Origin of the sequence: Proteus sp. PR00208 (assembly GCF_016238545.1) — a bacterium.
Lineage (GTDB): Bacteria > Pseudomonadota > Gammaproteobacteria > Enterobacterales > Enterobacteriaceae > Proteus.
The window spans coordinates 244,681-261,111 of sequence record NZ_JAEHQE010000001.1; the positions used below are offsets into that span (position 1 = coordinate 244,681).

Annotated in this window: 15 protein-coding genes; 14 read left to right on the top strand and 1 reads right to left on the bottom strand. The window is 38.3% G+C overall.

Annotated features, from left to right (window positions below):
* Position 1: 1 nt before the first annotated feature.
* From pabC to umoD, 13 genes are all read left to right on the top strand, one after another.
* Positions 2–829: an aminodeoxychorismate lyase gene (gene pabC / locus JEP36_RS01050; protein WP_198620647.1), complete on the top strand. Its 828-nt coding sequence runs from the start codon at positions 2–4 to the stop codon at positions 827–829.
* Between the two features lie 17 nt (positions 830–846).
* Positions 847–1,869, top strand: coding sequence for an endolytic transglycosylase MltG (gene mltG, locus JEP36_RS01055; protein WP_198620646.1), 1,023 nt, complete (start codon positions 847–849; stop codon positions 1,867–1,869).
* A gap of 2 nt (positions 1,870–1,871) precedes the next feature.
* Complete coding sequence (gene tmk, locus JEP36_RS01060; protein ID WP_198629772.1) at positions 1,872–2,519, top strand: dTMP kinase; 648 nt, start codon at positions 1,872–1,874, stop codon at positions 2,517–2,519.
* Positions 2,516–3,499, top strand: coding sequence for a DNA polymerase III subunit delta' (holB, locus tag JEP36_RS01065; RefSeq protein ID WP_198629773.1), 984 nt, complete (start codon positions 2,516–2,518; stop codon positions 3,497–3,499). Before tmk ends, holB begins: the two co-directional genes overlap by 4 nt.
* Before the next feature lie 200 nt (positions 3,500–3,699).
* Positions 3,700–4,485, top strand: coding sequence for a metal-dependent hydrolase (locus tag JEP36_RS01070; RefSeq protein ID WP_196533132.1), 786 nt, complete (start codon positions 3,700–3,702; stop codon positions 4,483–4,485).
* A 42-nt stretch (positions 4,486–4,527) separates the two neighbouring features.
* Entirely contained in the window at positions 4,528–4,878 is a 351-nt protein-coding gene (gene hinT, locus JEP36_RS01075) for a purine nucleoside phosphoramidase (protein WP_036913377.1), read from the top strand.
* Positions 4,879–4,917: 39 nt separating this feature from the next.
* Positions 4,918–5,319 (top strand): YcfL family protein, encoded by a 402-nt coding sequence (locus tag JEP36_RS01080; RefSeq protein ID WP_198629774.1) that lies wholly within the window; start codon positions 4,918–4,920, stop codon positions 5,317–5,319.
* Positions 5,320–5,336: 17 nt separating this feature from the next.
* On the top strand, positions 5,337–5,918 hold the full coding sequence (locus JEP36_RS01085; protein WP_109372889.1) for a penicillin-binding protein activator LpoB: 582 nt from the start codon (positions 5,337–5,339) through the stop codon (positions 5,916–5,918).
* Positions 5,911–6,795, top strand: coding sequence for a phosphotransferase (locus tag JEP36_RS01090; protein ID WP_198629775.1), 885 nt, complete (start codon positions 5,911–5,913; stop codon positions 6,793–6,795). Before JEP36_RS01085 ends, JEP36_RS01090 begins: the two co-directional genes overlap by 8 nt.
* Before the next feature lie 38 nt (positions 6,796–6,833).
* Positions 6,834–7,853, top strand: coding sequence for a beta-N-acetylhexosaminidase (gene nagZ, locus JEP36_RS01095; protein WP_109372891.1), 1,020 nt, complete (start codon positions 6,834–6,836; stop codon positions 7,851–7,853).
* Entirely contained in the window at positions 7,850–8,389 is a 540-nt protein-coding gene (gene ycfP / locus JEP36_RS01100) for an alpha/beta hydrolase YcfP (protein ID WP_109372892.1), read from the top strand. The genes nagZ and ycfP overlap by 4 nt, the downstream gene beginning before the upstream one ends.
* Positions 8,390–8,840: 451 nt before the next feature.
* Entirely contained in the window at positions 8,841–10,148 is a 1,308-nt protein-coding gene (locus JEP36_RS01105) for an NAD(P)/FAD-dependent oxidoreductase (RefSeq protein WP_198629776.1), read from the top strand.
* An 849-nt stretch (positions 10,149–10,997) separates the two neighbouring features.
* Positions 10,998–11,498 (top strand): flagellar biogenesis regulator UmoD, encoded by a 501-nt coding sequence (gene umoD / locus JEP36_RS01110; RefSeq protein WP_109372894.1) that lies wholly within the window; start codon positions 10,998–11,000, stop codon positions 11,496–11,498.
* An 86-nt stretch (positions 11,499–11,584) separates the two neighbouring features.
* Here the strand turns inward: umoD and mfd are convergent, their stop codons facing one another.
* A complete protein-coding gene (gene mfd / locus JEP36_RS01115; RefSeq protein WP_198620643.1) occupies positions 11,585–15,028 on the bottom strand; it encodes a transcription-repair coupling factor in 3,444 nt (1,147 codons plus the stop codon).
* 194 nt (positions 15,029–15,222) lie between these two features.
* Between mfd and lolC the strand changes: the two genes are divergently transcribed.
* Positions 15,223–16,425: a lipoprotein-releasing ABC transporter permease subunit LolC gene (gene lolC / locus JEP36_RS01120; RefSeq protein WP_198626534.1), complete on the top strand. Its 1,203-nt coding sequence runs from the start codon at positions 15,223–15,225 to the stop codon at positions 16,423–16,425.
* Positions 16,426–16,431: the final 6 nt, after the last annotated feature.

Consider the following 16,431-nt stretch of genomic DNA (forward strand, 5'->3'; position numbering starts at 1 on the left):
GATGTATTGGGTAAATGGACAACAGCAACAAAATGTCGATGCAAGCGACCGCGCAATACAGTTTGGTGATGGTTGTTTTACTACGCTTGCCGTTGAGTATGGCAACCCTATTTTGTTACCTGCCCACATCAATCGCTTAAAACAAGGTTGTGATGCGCTTTTTCTACCACATCCAAATTGGTCTGACTTAGAAAGGCACATTATAGATATTGCCTCAGACACTCAAACGAAAGGTGTTATTAAGGTTATCATTAGTCGTGGCTATGGTGGACGAGGATATTCCTCCAATGGATTTATAACGCCGACAGTAATAATATCACTATCATCTTATCCTACCCATTATCTCCACCAGCAAAGTGAAGGTGTATCGCTTGGTATAAGTCCTGTTACCTTAGGGCAAAATCCTTTGTTGGCAGGGATAAAACATCTCAATCGCTTAGAACAAGTCCTTATCAAATATCATTTAGAAAAAACAGAATTTGATGATGTTTTAGTGTGTGATAATGAAGGATATTTAGTTGAAGCTAATGCAGCAAATCTTTTTTGGCGCAAAGGAAATAGGCTTTTTACACCAAATCTGACTAATTCAGGGGTAAATGGCATTATGCGTCAATCCATTTTTCAATTAGCTCAAAAAAATTATTGGGAAATTGATATTGTGAGAGAAAAACCTGAAACACTTTATCAAGCTGATGAAATATGGTTAACAAATGCGTTGATGCCAGTGATCCCCGTTTCACAAATCACTTTTTCAGATGATAAGTGCTATCAATATCCTAGTAGGGATTATTATCATGTTGTTTTACAACACAGTTTGTCACTTAAATAGAATTTAATGAGTTATAAATGAAGATAAAAAAAATAGTATGGATAGTTTTTTTTGCCTTATTAATTAGCCTTGGTGCAATGGCGTTGTATGTGATGCAGCATATTCGAGGCTTAGAAGAAAATGTTATTGTAAAACAAGATGAAATGTTACTTACTGTTCCAGCAGGAACGGGGCGTGTTGCTATGGAGCAACTGCTAATAAAAAATAATCTGCTTAATGAAGGAGATTATTTCCAAATTTTGCTAAAAGCAAAGCCAGAGCTAAGCCAATTTAAAGCGGGGACTTATCGCTTAACAAAGGGTATGACGTTACGTGATGTTTTACTGCTTATCAAAAGTGGTAAAGAGGCGCAGTTTACAATCCGTTTTATTGAAGGAAGCCGTTTAAAAGATTGGCAATCTATTTTTGAGCAAGCGCCTCAACTAACAACCGTTGCACATACTCTGGACGCCGATAAATTACGCCAAGAAATAGGAATAAAACCTGAAATTACTAATCTAGAAGGTTGGTTCGCGCCAGATACATACCATTACACTGCGGGTACGACCGATGTCGCAATTTTAAAGCGTGCCTACCAACAAATGGAAAAAACATTAGAAGAAGAGTGGATTAAACGCGATAGTGACTTACCGTATAAATCGGCTTATGAAATGCTTATCATGGCATCAATTATTGAAAAAGAGACGGGTATTGATGCTGAAAGAACAAAGGTTGCGTCTGTTTTTGTCAATCGATTAAAAACTAATATGCGATTACAGACTGATCCAACAGTCATCTATGGTTTAGGTGATAAATATAGAGGCACGATTTACCGTAGTGATTTAAATGGCTATACACCTTATAACACGTATCAAATTGATGGCTTACCACCAACACCAATAGCAATGCCTGGTGTTGCTTCAATTAGAGCTGCTGCACATCCAGCGGATACACGTTATCTCTATTTTGTTGCGGATGGAACGGGTGGTCATAAATTTTCAACCACACTCAATGAACACAATAAGGCCGTCGCGCAATACCGACGCTTACAACAAAGATAATTATGAACAACAGCAAATTTATTGTAATTGAAGGATTAGAAGGCGCTGGAAAAACCAGCGCAATTCAAACGGTTATTGATACATTAAAAGAACAAGGTATCACCAATCTGGCTTTTACCCGTGAACCGGGTGGCACACCGCTTGCTGAAAAACTACGTGAACTCATCAAGCAAGGTATTGATGGCGAAAAAGTGACAGATAAAGCAGAGCTTTTAATGCTATATGCAGCGCGTGTTCAGCTTGTTGAGAACGTGATAAAACCTGCGCTTGCAGAAGGTAAATGGGTGATTGGAGATAGACACGATCTCTCTTCACAAGCTTATCAAGGTGGTGGACGCGGCTTAGATAAAGATCTTATGTTGTCACTTCGTAATACGGTTCTTGGTGATTTTCGCCCTGATTTAACCTTATATCTTGATTTAGATCCGGCTATTGGTCTTGCCAGAGCGCGAGCTAGAGGCGAATTAGACCGAATTGAAAAAGAATCAATGGATTTCTTTTATCGTACTCGTGAACGTTATCAGGCCTTAGCCAAAGGTGATGACTCTATTATCACAATAAATGCATCTCAAGCTATTGAAAAAGTACAAGCAGATATCCGTCAAACATTAACAACGTGGCTAGTTCAGCAGGAAAATAAATCACTATGAATTGGTATCCTTGGCTAAATCAGGCATATCGACAACTTATTAGCATGTATCAAGAAGGGCGAGGTCATCATGCTTTGCTTTTACATGCGATAGAAGGCATGGGAGGAGAAGCACTCTCTTATGGGTTAAGTCGTTGGTTAATGTGCCAGAATAAACAGGGATTAAAAAGTTGTAATGAATGCCATAGCTGTCGATTGATGCTTGCTGAAACACATCCTGATTGGCATGTTTTGCAGAGTGAAAAGGGTAAGTCCTCGATTGGTATTGAAGCAGTAAGAAAAGTGACTGAAAAGCTGGAGCATCATGCTCAGCAAAGTGGTTTTAGAGTTGTTTGGATAAAAGACGTTGAAGCATTAACTGAAGCGGCAGCCAATGCATTGCTTAAAACGTTAGAAGAGCCGCCTAAAAACACCTATTTTTTACTGAATTGTCAGCAACCAGAGGTTTTATTAGCGACATTGCGTAGCCGTTGTTTTTATTACCATTTGGCAACGCCAGATCTCCAACACGCAACGCACTGGTTACAGCAACAATTACCAAACATACCTTATGCAAATAGTGTGACAGCATTAAATTTATCTCAGAATGCCCCCGTTTTAGCGCTTTCATTATTGAAAGATGAGTGGAAAGAAAGAGAGGTTTTTTGCCAAGCTTTATATGCAAGCATCCAACAACGTGATTTATATGCATTTTTACCACAATTAAATCAAGATAATGCAGAACGCCGCTTGTATTGGTTATTATCACTACTGCTTGATGCATTAAAATACCAAACCAATGCACAAGTGTATTGTGTGAATCAAGACCAGCAAGCATTGATTATGGCGTTATCACAATGGCCTTCGGATATTTTATTATCCACTATTGATGGATGGAAACAGTGTCGCTATCAGTTAATGACTATTCCAGCCTTAAATAAAGAATTATTACTGGCAGAGCAACTGCTAGATTGGGAAAATCAGCTAGCCACAAAAAATTAATTAGCTATATATTAATTATGATTTAGCTGTAATAAAAAACACCTATATTCTAAATCATTCGAGTTGTAGGTAGGGGGCAAGCAAAGATATCCCGATGAGCATACTCATGTGTGTGATTCGGGTAGCTGAGCGTAGCCAACACCCCTGCAACTTGAAGGATGACGAGTATATAAGTCGTACCAGATAAATGAGAGTAAGTTATGTTTTTAGTTGATTCACACTGCCATCTCGACTGCTTAGATTATGAAAAATTACATGAAAATATTGATGATGTTGTCGAAAAAGCACAGCAGCGTGATGTTCAATATATGTTAGCAGTGGCAACCACATTACCGGGCTTTAAGAGTATGCGTGAGCTAATCGGTAAACGTGACAATATCGCCTTTTCTTGTGGGATCCATCCTTTAAATTTAGATGAAGGTCATGATATTGAAGAATTAGCACGTTTAGCCGCTGCCCCTGATGTTGTGGCTTTAGGTGAAACAGGGCTAGATTACTATTACCAACAAGAAAATGCGGCTTTACAGCGTGAAATTTTCCGTGAGCATATTCGTATTGGACGCCAAGTTAATAAACCCGTTATTGTGCATACACGCAGTGCTCGAGAAGATACTTTATCCATTTTAAAAGAAGAGAAAGTTCAAGATTGTGGCGGTGTTCTGCATTGCTTTACTGAAGATAAAGAAACTGCAACAGCATTACTTGATCTTGGAATGTATATTTCTTTTTCTGGCATCGTAACATTTAGAAATGCTGAACAAATTAGAGAAGCTGCTCGCATTGTTCCTCTTGATAGAATTTTAGTTGAAACAGACTCCCCTTATTTAGCGCCAGTTCCTCATCGCGGAAAAGAAAACCAACCAGCTTATGTCCGTGATGTTGCAGAATATATGGCTGTCTTAAAAGGCGTCAGTGTTGAAGAGTTAGCGCAACAAACAACACGCAATTTTGCTAAGCTCTTTCATATTCAAAACTTACCTGCTTAATAGAATTAATCAGGAATTAAAATAAATAATAAGGTGATGGAAATGGCAGAAGAAACAATTTTCAGTAAAATTATTCGTGGTGAAATCCCAGCCAATATCGTTTTTCAAGATGATACAGTGACTGCATTTCGTGATATTTCACCTCAAGCACCCACTCATATTTTAATTATTCCTAATAAACTTATTCCTACTGTAAATGATGTTACTGCGGAAGATGAGCAGGTATTAGGACACCTTTTTGTAGTTGCGGCAAAAATTGCACAACAAGAAGGCATTGCTGAAGACGGTTACCGCTTAGTGATGAACTGTAATAAACATGGTGGACAAGAAGTTTTCCATATTCATATGCATTTGCTTGGCGGAAAACCATTAGGGCCATTATTAAGCCAGTAATGGATGTGATGCTAACAGCAGGATAACAGGAAGTAATACATGATAAGACAAAGTAAGGCCATTTGTTCATTACTTATCGCTGTATTTATGACGACATTGCTTTCAGGATGTTTATCATCTCATTCAGATAATAAACTCTATTTCAATCGTCAGCAGGCTATTATTATGGAGCCTTCGGTATTAGTTGTAGGCGTTGTTGCTGGTCAGCCAACCATTGAACACCATGCTAATGGCACAAAAGCGACAGTCATGTTATCAAATACACAATCTTACCCTGTTTCTATTCGCTATCGTTTTTATTGGTATAACGAACAAGGACTTGAAGTTTCTCCTGCTGGGAATGTAAATGATGTGACTATTCTTGGTGATGGTGATGCCGAAATTAGTGGTGATATACCAGATAAAACCATTAGTTATGTCAGAGTTTATCTCTTTACTTAGGATAAGGTAACACGAGCATGAAAAGAGTTCTATTTGTGGCGATGTCTGTATTTTTATTAGCGGGTTGTCCATCTATGTTGCCACAACAACCGCCTGTACCTGTGGAGCCTGTGACACCTACAGAGCCAGTAGAGCCACCTAAACCGATAGAGCCACCAATTGAAGTTGTGCCAACGCCACCTAAAATCACGAGTATTAATTGGAATGCTGCTGTCACTCCTTTAATTAGAGAAATGGCGGTTACTGGTGATTTAGAGGCAGGTAAGCTTATCGTTGTTGATAATGTTAAAAATAATTCGGGTGGAAACATCCAAGCGGTAAATGCAACCAATACGATTATCGAATCAGTTAATAGTATTAGTGCGTTACAAACCGTGCCTTACACGCAAATGATGTCAGCACGAAAAGCCCTTGGTTTATCTGGTGAAGATAGCCTAGGTCTTCGTAGTGCAGCGATTGGCTTGGCCCGCTATTTGAAAGCTGATTATATTTTATTCTCAACCGTTGATGGTAAAAAAGATAACCGTGTGATCAGTATGCAGTTAATGTCGGTTTCTTCTGGTGAAATTCTTTGGAACGGGCGCCATAAGGTTGAGTGATCTGCATTACTCAAGTTTGCTTAATGCCTTGCAAGCGCTTTTCCCTGCAACGGCATTAAGCAAATGGAAAATCACAGCATTAGAAGGCGCTGGCGGTGGTGCTTTTCGCGTGCAATGTGCAGATATTGACTGGGTTGCTCGCTATTATGGCGATGAAAAAAAAGCGCTTTATGTACATGGAAGAAAAGAATACGCCATTTTAAAACAGCTATCAGGATCTAATTTATCACCTAAAGTTGCCACACGTTATAAAGAGTGGTTTTTTCTTTATTGGTTACAGGGCGAACATCTTACTCACCAATCACTTTTTAGTACTTATTTAAAACCGTTGGCTGAAAAAATAGCCATACTTCATCAACACACACCGTTAGGTTTTCCTCTTAACCTAAATCATGAATTATTAATTTATTGGCAGAGTATTGATAGAAAACGTTTATCTGCTAAATGGTTACGCTTACAACAACATTTTTTACGCCAACCGCGATGCAATCTCATAAAATACGCGCCTGCTCACATGGATTTACATGTTGAGAATATTCTTCTTAGTGATTCGGGTATAAAATTTATTGATTGGGAATATGCGGCCGATATTGATACAGCGGATTCATTGATGACGTTCTTTGCAACAAACCAACTCAATGAAGCGCAACAAAATACGTTTTTGGATTATTATTATTCGTATCATTGTCATTATGCTCAATCCAAAGAGACGGATGTTTATTCTGTGAAGGAATTGAGAAAGCGTATCCTTTCAAGAGAGCCATTCATTTTTTATATGATGCTAATGTGGTATGAAGTCCGTTGGCAACAAACAAAAGATGGATCATTTTTAATAATGTCTGAACCTTTACGTCGCTATTTCAGTCTGACGAATTAAAGACGTTATCTTGTCACAATTACAAAGAGAGGAATGTTATGGGTCCGGTAATGCTTGATGTTGAAGGATATGAACTCGATAGTGAAGAGCGTGAAATTTTAAAGCATCCTCTTGTCGGTGGATTAATCCTTTTTACCCGCAACTTCCACGATGCTGAACAATTAAATGAATTAGTTCGCCAAATTCGTGATGCATCTCATGAGCGCCTTGTGATTGCAGTAGACCAAGAAGGGGGACGTGTACAGCGCTTCCGTGATGGTTTTACACGATTGCCTGCGGCTCAATCTTATGCGGCACTAAATGAAGGTTATCAAGCGAGTCATTTAGCACAAGAAGCGGGATGGTTAATGGCATCAGAAATGATTGCCATGGATATTGATATCAGTTTTGCACCTGTGCTCGACCTAGGTCATAACTGTATCGCCATTGGCGAGCGTTCTTTCCATGATTCCCCTGAAATTGCCATGACAATGGCTGAGAGCTTTATCAAAGGTATGCGCTCTGCGGGCATGAAATCAACAGGAAAACACTTCCCTGGACATGGTGCTGTAAGGGCTGATTCTCATAAAGAAACGCCTCGTGATGATCGCTCTTTAGATGATATTCGCCAACATGATATGTCCATTTTTAAAGATTTTATTCAACGCCAGTTATTAGATGCCATTATGCCAGCTCATGTCATTTATTCTCAGATTGATGAGCGTCCGGCAAGTGGCTCATCGTACTGGCTGAAATCCATCTTACGTGAACAATTAGGCTTCCAAGGCGTTATTTTCTCTGATGATTTATCGATGGAGGGGGCAGCTATTATGGGAAGTTACGCAGAAAGAGCACAACGTTCGCTAGATGCTGGCTGTGATATGCTTTTAGTGTGTAATAACCGAAAAGGGGCGGTGAGTGTGTTAGATAACCTGTCCTCTGTCAAAGCAGAACGCATTTCCACATTGTACCATCACCGAGGTCGTTACACATTGAGTGAGCTACAAACCTCCGATCGTTGGAAAAAAGCGAATCAGTTGCTGACCCAATTACAGGAGCAATGGCAGGAGCGAGCATGATTATATATTTACATGGTTTTGATTCCACAAGTCCTGGAAATCATGAGAAAGTTTTACAGCTACAGTTTATTGATCCTGATGTCCGCTTTTTAAGTTACAGTACGTTGCATCCTCGTCATGACATGCAACACTTACTGAAAGAAACGGATAAAGTGATTAAATCCACGAAAGAGCCAGTATTAATTTGCGGCGTAGGATTAGGTGGATATTGGGCAGAGCGTATTGGTTTCTTATGTAATATTCGTCAGGTAATGATTAATCCTAATCTTTTTCCTTACGAAAACATGACAGACAAAATCGACAGACCTGAAGAATATTTAGATATCTCAACGAAATGCATTAAAGATTTTCGTTCTAAAAACAAAGATAACGCTTTAGTGATTTTATCTCGTAATGATGAGGTTTTAGATAATCAGCGTTCTGCTGATGAATTATCACCTTATTACTCCGTAATTTGGGATGAAGTGCAAACGCATAAATTTAAGAGCCTCTCTGAGCATCTATTTAAAATTAAAGCATTTAATCGTAAAGAGTAAGACTAAAGTCATATGTTTAAAATGGATGGTGTTTGTTCCATCCATTTTTTTATCTAACGTAGCTAAAACGTTCATACCGTCCTCTCTATCTATCTCTTTTCAACATTTTTCCGACCCCTTATTTTTATCACCTCAATGATCACGACTGATTTTAACAATCCTTTTATGCTTATTTTTCTAGTTCATTGTATTAATTGATAAAACCAATATCCCTATGTTTTAAATGGTGATTTATTTGTCACTAAAAGGCAAAAACAACTATTTTCTTCAAAAAATAGATATGAATATTCAAATATTTTTGATATAAATCAACTTTGGTATGACCATCTTTCCAATTAACTTGCTTAAGAACAAAAATAACAGCAGAAACGATTTAACTGTCATTATTTAAGTAGATTTCACTAAGGCTATTTAAATAACAACAGTAAATATCTTTATGGAGTGACGTTAAATGTCATTAAAAAAAATTGTTATTGTCGGTGGCGGCGCTGGTGGTTTAGAACTGGCGACCAAATTAGGCAATAAATTAGGACGCAGCAAAAAAGCAGAGATCACCTTAGTGGATCGCAACAACAGTCATCTATGGAAACCCCTTTTACATGAAGTAGCAACGGGCTCTTTAGATGATGGTGTTGATGCTTTAAGTTATCTAGCACACGGCTATAACCATCATTTTAATTTCCAATTAGGCTCATTAACAGGGCTTGATCGTGAGCAAAAAAATATCACATTGGCTGCTATTTATAATGAAGAGCAAGAATTGCTCGTACCTGAACGTACATTAGACTACGATATTTTAGTGATGGCGTTAGGCAGTAAATCAAACGATTTTGGCACACTAGGTATTAAAGAGAACTGTATTTTCTTGGACAGTCCTCAACAAGCACATCGTTTCCATAACGAAATGTTAAATTTATTTTTAAAATACTCAGCAGATACCAATGCACAAGAAGAAAATCGTAAGGTAAATATTGCGATTGTAGGTGGTGGTGCAACGGGTGTTGAACTTTCAGCTGAATTGCATAATGCAGTACGTCAGCTTAATAGTTATGGATTAAAAAAATTAGCACCTTCAGCATTAAATATTACTTTGGTTGAAGCTGGAGAGCGTATCTTACCTGCATTACCAGTGCGTATTTCTAGTGCTGCACATCAGGAATTAACCAAATTAGGTGTGCGAGTGATGACCAAAACCATGGTCACAAGCGCAGATGAAGGTGGATTAAACACCAAAGATGGTGAGCATATTGATGCTGACTTAATGGTGTGGGCAGCAGGTATTAAAGCGCCTGATTTTATGAAAGAGATTGCTGGCCTAGAAACTAACCGTATTAATCAGTTGGTCGTTAAACCTACCTTACAAACAACCTTAGATGAGTCTATCTTTGCAATTGGTGACTGTTCTTCTTGTCCAAGAAAAGAAGGCGGTTTTGTTCCACCAAGAGCACAATCCGCACATCAAATGGCAAGTCGTTGTTACAGCAATATTTTAGCAATGTTAAAAGATAAACCGCTAAAAGATTATGTGTTTACCGATCACGGCTCATTAGTTTCACTCTCTAAATTTAGTACCGTGGGGAGTTTGATGGGGAATTTGATGAAGGGGGACATGATGATCGAAGGGCGCATAGCGCGGATTGTTTATATCTCTTTATATCGAATGCATCAAATAGCGTTGCATGGTTATATCAAAACTGGACTTATGATGTTAGTCGGATCAATCAACCGAGTAATTAGACCTAAACTAAAACTTCATTAATTTATCTTTTGCTTTACAGATAAGACAAAAGTTACTTTTTTAAACCCTCATATTTTATGAGGGTTTTTTATCTATTTTTTATTTTAAATTAAATAATTAAATGAGAATATCCAAATAAAATAAATAAACATAGCATAAAGCACTAGATGATTTGTCTGCCTATATCAGAAATAACCGGTAACGCTAAAGCTCAATAGAGTAATGATAAATATAATTTTATTATTAAGGTTAAACTTGTAATATTAAAGATAACATTTATTTTATTTATTACGCTAAATTATTTAAGACTTTTCTTAAATAAAAAATGATGTTTAATTCATTAATTCATCAAATAAAATGTTATGGTGTTTCGTAGATTTGTATTAGAAAGATAATAAGTGAAAATTATTAGAAATAAGCTTAACTTGTTATTTTTACTCGTATTTAAATGGGTAAAATAATTTTACAAATCTTAAAAGTAAATTTTATAATATGCGTTAAATATGGAATATCGCCTATTTTTAGGCGACATTTGTTAACTTAGTGTTATCATAATGATGTATCATAAGTAGCATGACGATTTTTATTTTTTCAGCTTAATAAATTAAGATCTATCTTAATATAATGTGTAAGTCCTAAGAATGTAGTTAGTATTTAATTAAGTAATTAAAACAGAAATAAGTGGTGTATTTAACATGTCATAAATACGTGGTTTACTTATTATGTTAATCAGCATGGATGTTGAATTAAGCTATCAGATTAGAGAATTCATTTATTGAATAGTAAATATATTAGCCAGTTAGAGTGAAACCGTGGCTTTTATTACGTATCTGTGGCAATTAAGGATAAAACAAATAAAAAGGGGTAAAAGTGGGTGTTAATGTCAGAAAGTACACACTAATAGGACTAATCATTGTATTAGCTATTCTTTCATTTATTGCATGGAGGTGGGTATTTCCCCAGCCTCAATACGCTCATGTCGTTTCGGCTACACCTATTAAATCGACTGTTTTTGTAACAGAAGAGTATTGTCATCGAATTGGCTTACCTACACCTTTTACACCAGAAAAATTGTCACGATTTCATCCCGCAGAGCAAGAGTGTCGAGTGTTTTATATGATTGAAGCACTCAATAACAGCAATATTGCTAATTTCCCTTATCCTCAATTTAAAGAGTGCATCCCGATTTATCGTCAAGAGCGTAGAATTGTTGGTTATGATGTGCTTTATACTATCGATGGAACACCGGGCAAAGTACGTACCACGTTTAAACCTGGTGAAATTATCGCATTAGATTCTGATGGTAGGCTGATTTTAGAACAAGAACCTTATTGTTCTATGAATGAAAAAGTACCTTGCCGTAAAGATTAAATCTAAAGAATAAAAAAGGCGTAATGAAGGAGTGAAACCACTTCAATTACGCCTTTTTACTGATTCAAAAAATCATAAATATGTGGTTATTTGATCTTATGATCATCGAACGCACTTAACATATCATCAATAAAGGTGAGTCGTTTCTCACGCTCAGTGAGATCTGTAATAAATTTCAGTTTTGATGGACCATCTAAACGGAAAATAGCAGGTTGTTCTTGAAGTAGGCTGATTAAATATCCTGGTTCAACCTTATTCTTTTCACCAAACTCAATAAATCCCCCTTTATCATGAGCTTCAATTCGAGTGATACCCAAGCTCATTGCACTTAAGCGAATAGCAGCATTACGCAGTAGATAACGCCCTGCATCAGGCAGCTTACCAAATCTATCAATTAACTCTGCTCTTAGATCATTAAGCTCTGTTAAGTCGATCGCACTGGCAATTCGTTTATAGAATGAAAGTCTGACATTTACATCAGGAATGTAATCATCAGGCAACAAGACTGGCATTCTTAATTCAATTTCAGTTTGTTGATTGGTGAGATCTTCAAGTGATGGCTCTCTACCCTCTTTAAGTGCTTCTACTGCACTTTCTAGCAATTCCATATAAAGAGAGAAGCCAACGGTATTCATTTGACCGCTCTGTTCTTCACCTAATAGCTCTCCCGCGCCCCGAATTTCTAAATCATGAGTGGCTAATGCAAAACCAGCACCCAGATCTTCCAGTGAAGCAATCGCTTCTAAACGTTTATGAGCATCCTTTGTCATTGCTTTAGGATGAGGTGTCAACAAATAAGCATAAGCTTGATGATGAGAACGACCTACGCGACCACGTAACTGATGCAATTGCGCTAAACCAAAGTGATCTGCACGTTCAATAATAATGGTGTTCGCGGTTGGTATATCGATACCTGTTTCAATAATTGTGGTGCAAAGTAACACATTAAAACGTTGGTGATGGAAATCATTCATCACACGTTCAAGTTCACGCTCACGCATTTGTCCGTGACCAATACCAATACGTGCTTCAGGAACGAGTGCAGCCAGTCTCTCACGGGCTTTTTCGATATTCTCAACATCGTTATACAAGTAATAAACTTGTCCGCCACGCAATGTTTCACGCAAGATAGCTTCGCGCACCACTAAGTCATCATATTCTCGCACAAAGGTTTTCACCGATAAGCGACGTGCTGGTGGTGTTGCAATAATAGAAAGATCACGCATACCGCTCATTGCCATATTCAACGTACGAGGAATAGGCGTTGCTGTTAGCGTTAATATATCGACATTAGCACGCATGGCTTTTATTCGCTCTTTATGGCGAACACCAAAGCGGTGCTCTTCATCGACAATTAATAGCCCCAAATCTTTCCACTGAATATTTGGTTGAAGCAATTTATGTGTGCCAATGACAATATCAACTGTACCTTCGGCCAGTTTTTCTGTGATTTGCTGTTGCTCTTTTGCGCTACGAAAACGTGAGATCATCTCAATGTTAACGGGCCAATTAGCAAAACGATCACGGAAATTATCAAAATGTTGCTGAGCCAATAGGGTGGTTGGTACTAAAATAGCGACTTGTTTATTGTTGTTAACGGCAAGAAATGCAGCGCGCATCGCCACTTCTGTTTTACCAAATCCGACATCGCCACAGACGAGTCTATCCATTGAAATGGCTTGGCACATATCGCTAAGCACAGCATTGATAGCCATTTCTTGATCAGGTGTTGTTTCAAAAGGAAAGCTTTGGCGGAATGATTGGTATTGCTCTTTATCCATTTTAAAGGCGAAGCCTGTTTTTACTTCGCGTTGAGCATAAACATCTAATAACTCTGCTGCGACATCTCGCACTTTTTCAGCAGCTTTTTGGCGAGCTCTTACCCATGCATCGCCACCCAATTTATGTAGTGGGGCATTTTCATCTGCGCCACCAGAATAACGACTGATTAAATGCAGTGATGAAACAGGAACATAAAGCTTGTCATTACCCGCGTAGCTTAACATCAAATATTCAGCTTTAACGCCACCAGCTTCTAGTGTTGTCATTCCTTGATAGCGACCAACACCATGTTGAAGATGAACAACGGGCTGTCCTATGCTTAATTCAGCAAGATTGCGAATTAAGGTATCTGTATTAATAGCACGACGATTGTCTTGGCGACGACGATTAACGCGTTCACCTAACATATCACTTTCACAGATCATGGCTAATTGACGATGGTTATCAATAAATCCATGTTCAGCAGCACCAATGATAAAGTAAAAACCTTTCTCTTGAGCATCAGATAATTCAATGATTTGCTTAGGTGCTATTTTTATCCGCGATAAAAGTTCTTGTACGGTTTCGCGTCGTCCTTCACTTTCAACAGAGAAAATAACACTACCTGAAAATTGTTCTTGGAATCGGCGTAAGTTATCTAAAGGTGATTTGCTTTGAGCGTTAATCGATAAATCAGGAAGAGGTTGATAGCCTAAATTGGTCTGTCCCGCTTTTTCTGGCAACGTTTCTGTTTTAAGTTGAATACGAGGCCACTGTTTTAACTCTTTATTAAATTTATCAACATTCAGCCAAATATCATCTGGTGGTAACAGTGGTCGCATAGGATCAACGCGACGGCTTTCAAAACGTTGATTAATGTCTTGCCAAAATTTTTCTGCAAAATCTTGTAGATCTTGCGTCACTATCAATGTGTTTTTAGGGAAATAAGCAAATAAGTTAGATAAAGGCTGTTCAAAAAACAGGGATTGCCAATATTCAATTCCCGTTGGCAATATGTGTTTACTTACTTGCTGATAAATATGTTCAGGATCACGTCTTACATCAAACCGTTCACGCCATTGGCTACGGAAAGTTTCTATCGCATTTGCATCTGTTGGGAATTCATGTGCAGGCAGTAAATTAATTTGATCAACTTCAGCTAATGTCCGTTGTGTATCGACATCAAAAGTACGCAGGCTATCTATTTCGTCATCGAAAAAATCAATACGATAAGGAAATTCACTTCCCATAGGAAATAAATCTAATAATGCACCACGCGTTGCGTATTCCCCATGTTCTAATACTTGTTCGACATGGCGATATCCCGCTTCATCTAATGTTTTACGTAAATTATCACGAGAAAGTATCTCTCCTTTTTGCATTACCAACGCATGACTTGCGAGATAATCCGTTGGGCAGACTTTCTGCATTAACGTATTGACAGGTAAGATTAAAATTCCCTTGAGAAGTGATGGAATACGGTATAGCGTAGAAAGGCGGTTTGAGATGATTTCTTGGTGAGGTGAAAAACTGTCGTATGGCAGCGTTTCCCAATCCGATAATGTCTCTACTGGATAATCACAAAACTGACGGATTTCATCTTGTAAACGCAATGCATTTTGCATATCACGAGTAACAAGAACGACTAATCCAGAGTGACGTTTGATGATCTCGGCACATTCTAGAGCACAAGCGGCACCAGTCAGTTGACCTAGCTGACGAGTATCCCCTTGTTTTATAGGAAGTTGATAACGATATTCTGAGGACATAAGCGTGTAATGTGAACTCTTTGTTGTAGTTAACTCCCAACACATCTTTAGCTTAATGGCTAAAGCTTAAACTGGCGGGCAGGTTAAGATAAAAGAAAAAACCACAGTTTGGGAATAGAGTGGTTCCATTCAGTAAGACTACCCTTTATTATCCCTGAACACTTCGCATTAGCAACAGGAACAGCACAGATTTCATGTACAATTCTGTCTCATTTTATATAGGGCTCCGTTATATGCGGGGTCGTGCGGTCGATAAATTCGGTCGCTTCGTCTCATGGCTATCCGCTTTAGGGATTATGTTAGGTGTCGCGGCACTGATTACAGTGACTTCTGTCATGAATGGATTTGAACGTTCATTGCAAGAAAGCATTCTTGCTTATATTCCACAAGCCATCGTGACATCACCTAACGGGCAATTACCCCGAGATTCAAATATAGCTGAAAGATTACTGACGCGTGAAGGTATCATAAACGTTACCCCTTTAGTAGAAGGCGATGTTGTTTTGCAAAGTAAAGACAATATCAGCGTTGGTGTTATGTTGGGTATAGAAAAAGAGCAAGATGAACCTTTAACGAAACATATTCGTTATGGCGATTTTTCTATGCTGAAAGCGGGTGATTATGGTGTGATTTTAGGAAGTGGCCTTGCTAAACAGTTAAAAGCAAAAGAAGGCGATAACATCCGCCTTATTGTGCCAAGCGTAAGCCAATTAACACCAATGGGAAGATTACCTAGCCAACGGTTATTTACCGTTAAAGGTATTTTCCAAAGTGGTGGCGATGCAGATGCCTCACAAATCTTAGTTAATCAGCAAGATGCGGCACGTTTAATGCGTTATCAGCCGGGTAATATTACAGGATGGCGTCTTTTCTTTACTGATCCTCTCAATATTGAAAAATACAGTGCACAATCTTTAGATAAAAATCTAAGTTGGAGAGATTGGCGCGAACGTAAAGGTGAATTTTTCCAAGCTGTAAAAATGGAAAAAAATATGATGGGATTATTATTAAGCTTAATTATAGCAGTGGCAGCTTTTAATATTATTACCTCACTTTCTTTGTTGGTCATGGAAAAACAAGGTGAAGTTGCTATTTTGCAAACTATGGGTTTAAAACGCTCTCAGATTATGTCCATTTTTATGCTACAAGGTGCAGGTGCGGGTATTTTAGGGGCGGTAGCTGGTGGTCTGTTAGGCGCATTACTCTCAAGCCAATTAAACGTTATTATGCCAGCGGTAGGACTTATCCCTCAAGGTGTGGAATTGCCCGCAACACTTGATTGGGGACGCGTCTTTATGATTGGTTTCTCCGCTATTATCATTTCCCTTTTATCCACTTTATACCCGTCTTGGCGGGCCGCGGCTATTCAGCCAGCAGAGGCGCTACGTTATGAGTAATTCTTC

Bases quoted from the DNA above. Each gene is read 5' to 3' on its own strand.
- mltG (WP_198620646.1), top strand. From the start codon at position 847: ATGAAGATAAAAAAAATAGTATGGATAGTTTTTTTTGCCTTATTAATT.
- JEP36_RS01070 (WP_196533132.1), top strand. From the start codon at position 3,700: ATGTTTTTAGTTGATTCACACTGCCATCTCGACTGCTTAGATTATGAA.
- holB (WP_198629773.1), top strand. From the start codon at position 2,516: ATGAATTGGTATCCTTGGCTAAATCAGGCATATCGACAACTTATTAGC.
- hinT (WP_036913377.1), top strand. From the start codon at position 4,528: ATGGCAGAAGAAACAATTTTCAGTAAAATTATTCGTGGTGAAATCCCA.
- lolC (WP_198626534.1), top strand. From the start codon at position 15,223: ATGTACAATTCTGTCTCATTTTATATAGGGCTCCGTTATATGCGGGGT.
- tmk (WP_198629772.1), top strand. From the start codon at position 1,872: ATGAACAACAGCAAATTTATTGTAATTGAAGGATTAGAAGGCGCTGGA.
- JEP36_RS01080 (WP_198629774.1), top strand. From the start codon at position 4,918: ATGATAAGACAAAGTAAGGCCATTTGTTCATTACTTATCGCTGTATTT.
- pabC (WP_198620647.1), top strand. From the start codon at position 2: ATGTATTGGGTAAATGGACAACAGCAACAAAATGTCGATGCAAGCGAC.
- mfd (WP_198620643.1), bottom strand. From the start codon at position 15,028: ATGTCCTCAGAATATCGTTATCAACTTCCTATAAAACAAGGGGATACT.
- ycfP (WP_109372892.1), top strand. From the start codon at position 7,850: ATGATTATATATTTACATGGTTTTGATTCCACAAGTCCTGGAAATCAT.
- JEP36_RS01105 (WP_198629776.1), top strand. From the start codon at position 8,841: ATGTCATTAAAAAAAATTGTTATTGTCGGTGGCGGCGCTGGTGGTTTA.
- nagZ (WP_109372891.1), top strand. From the start codon at position 6,834: ATGGGTCCGGTAATGCTTGATGTTGAAGGATATGAACTCGATAGTGAA.
- JEP36_RS01085 (WP_109372889.1), top strand. From the start codon at position 5,337: ATGAAAAGAGTTCTATTTGTGGCGATGTCTGTATTTTTATTAGCGGGT.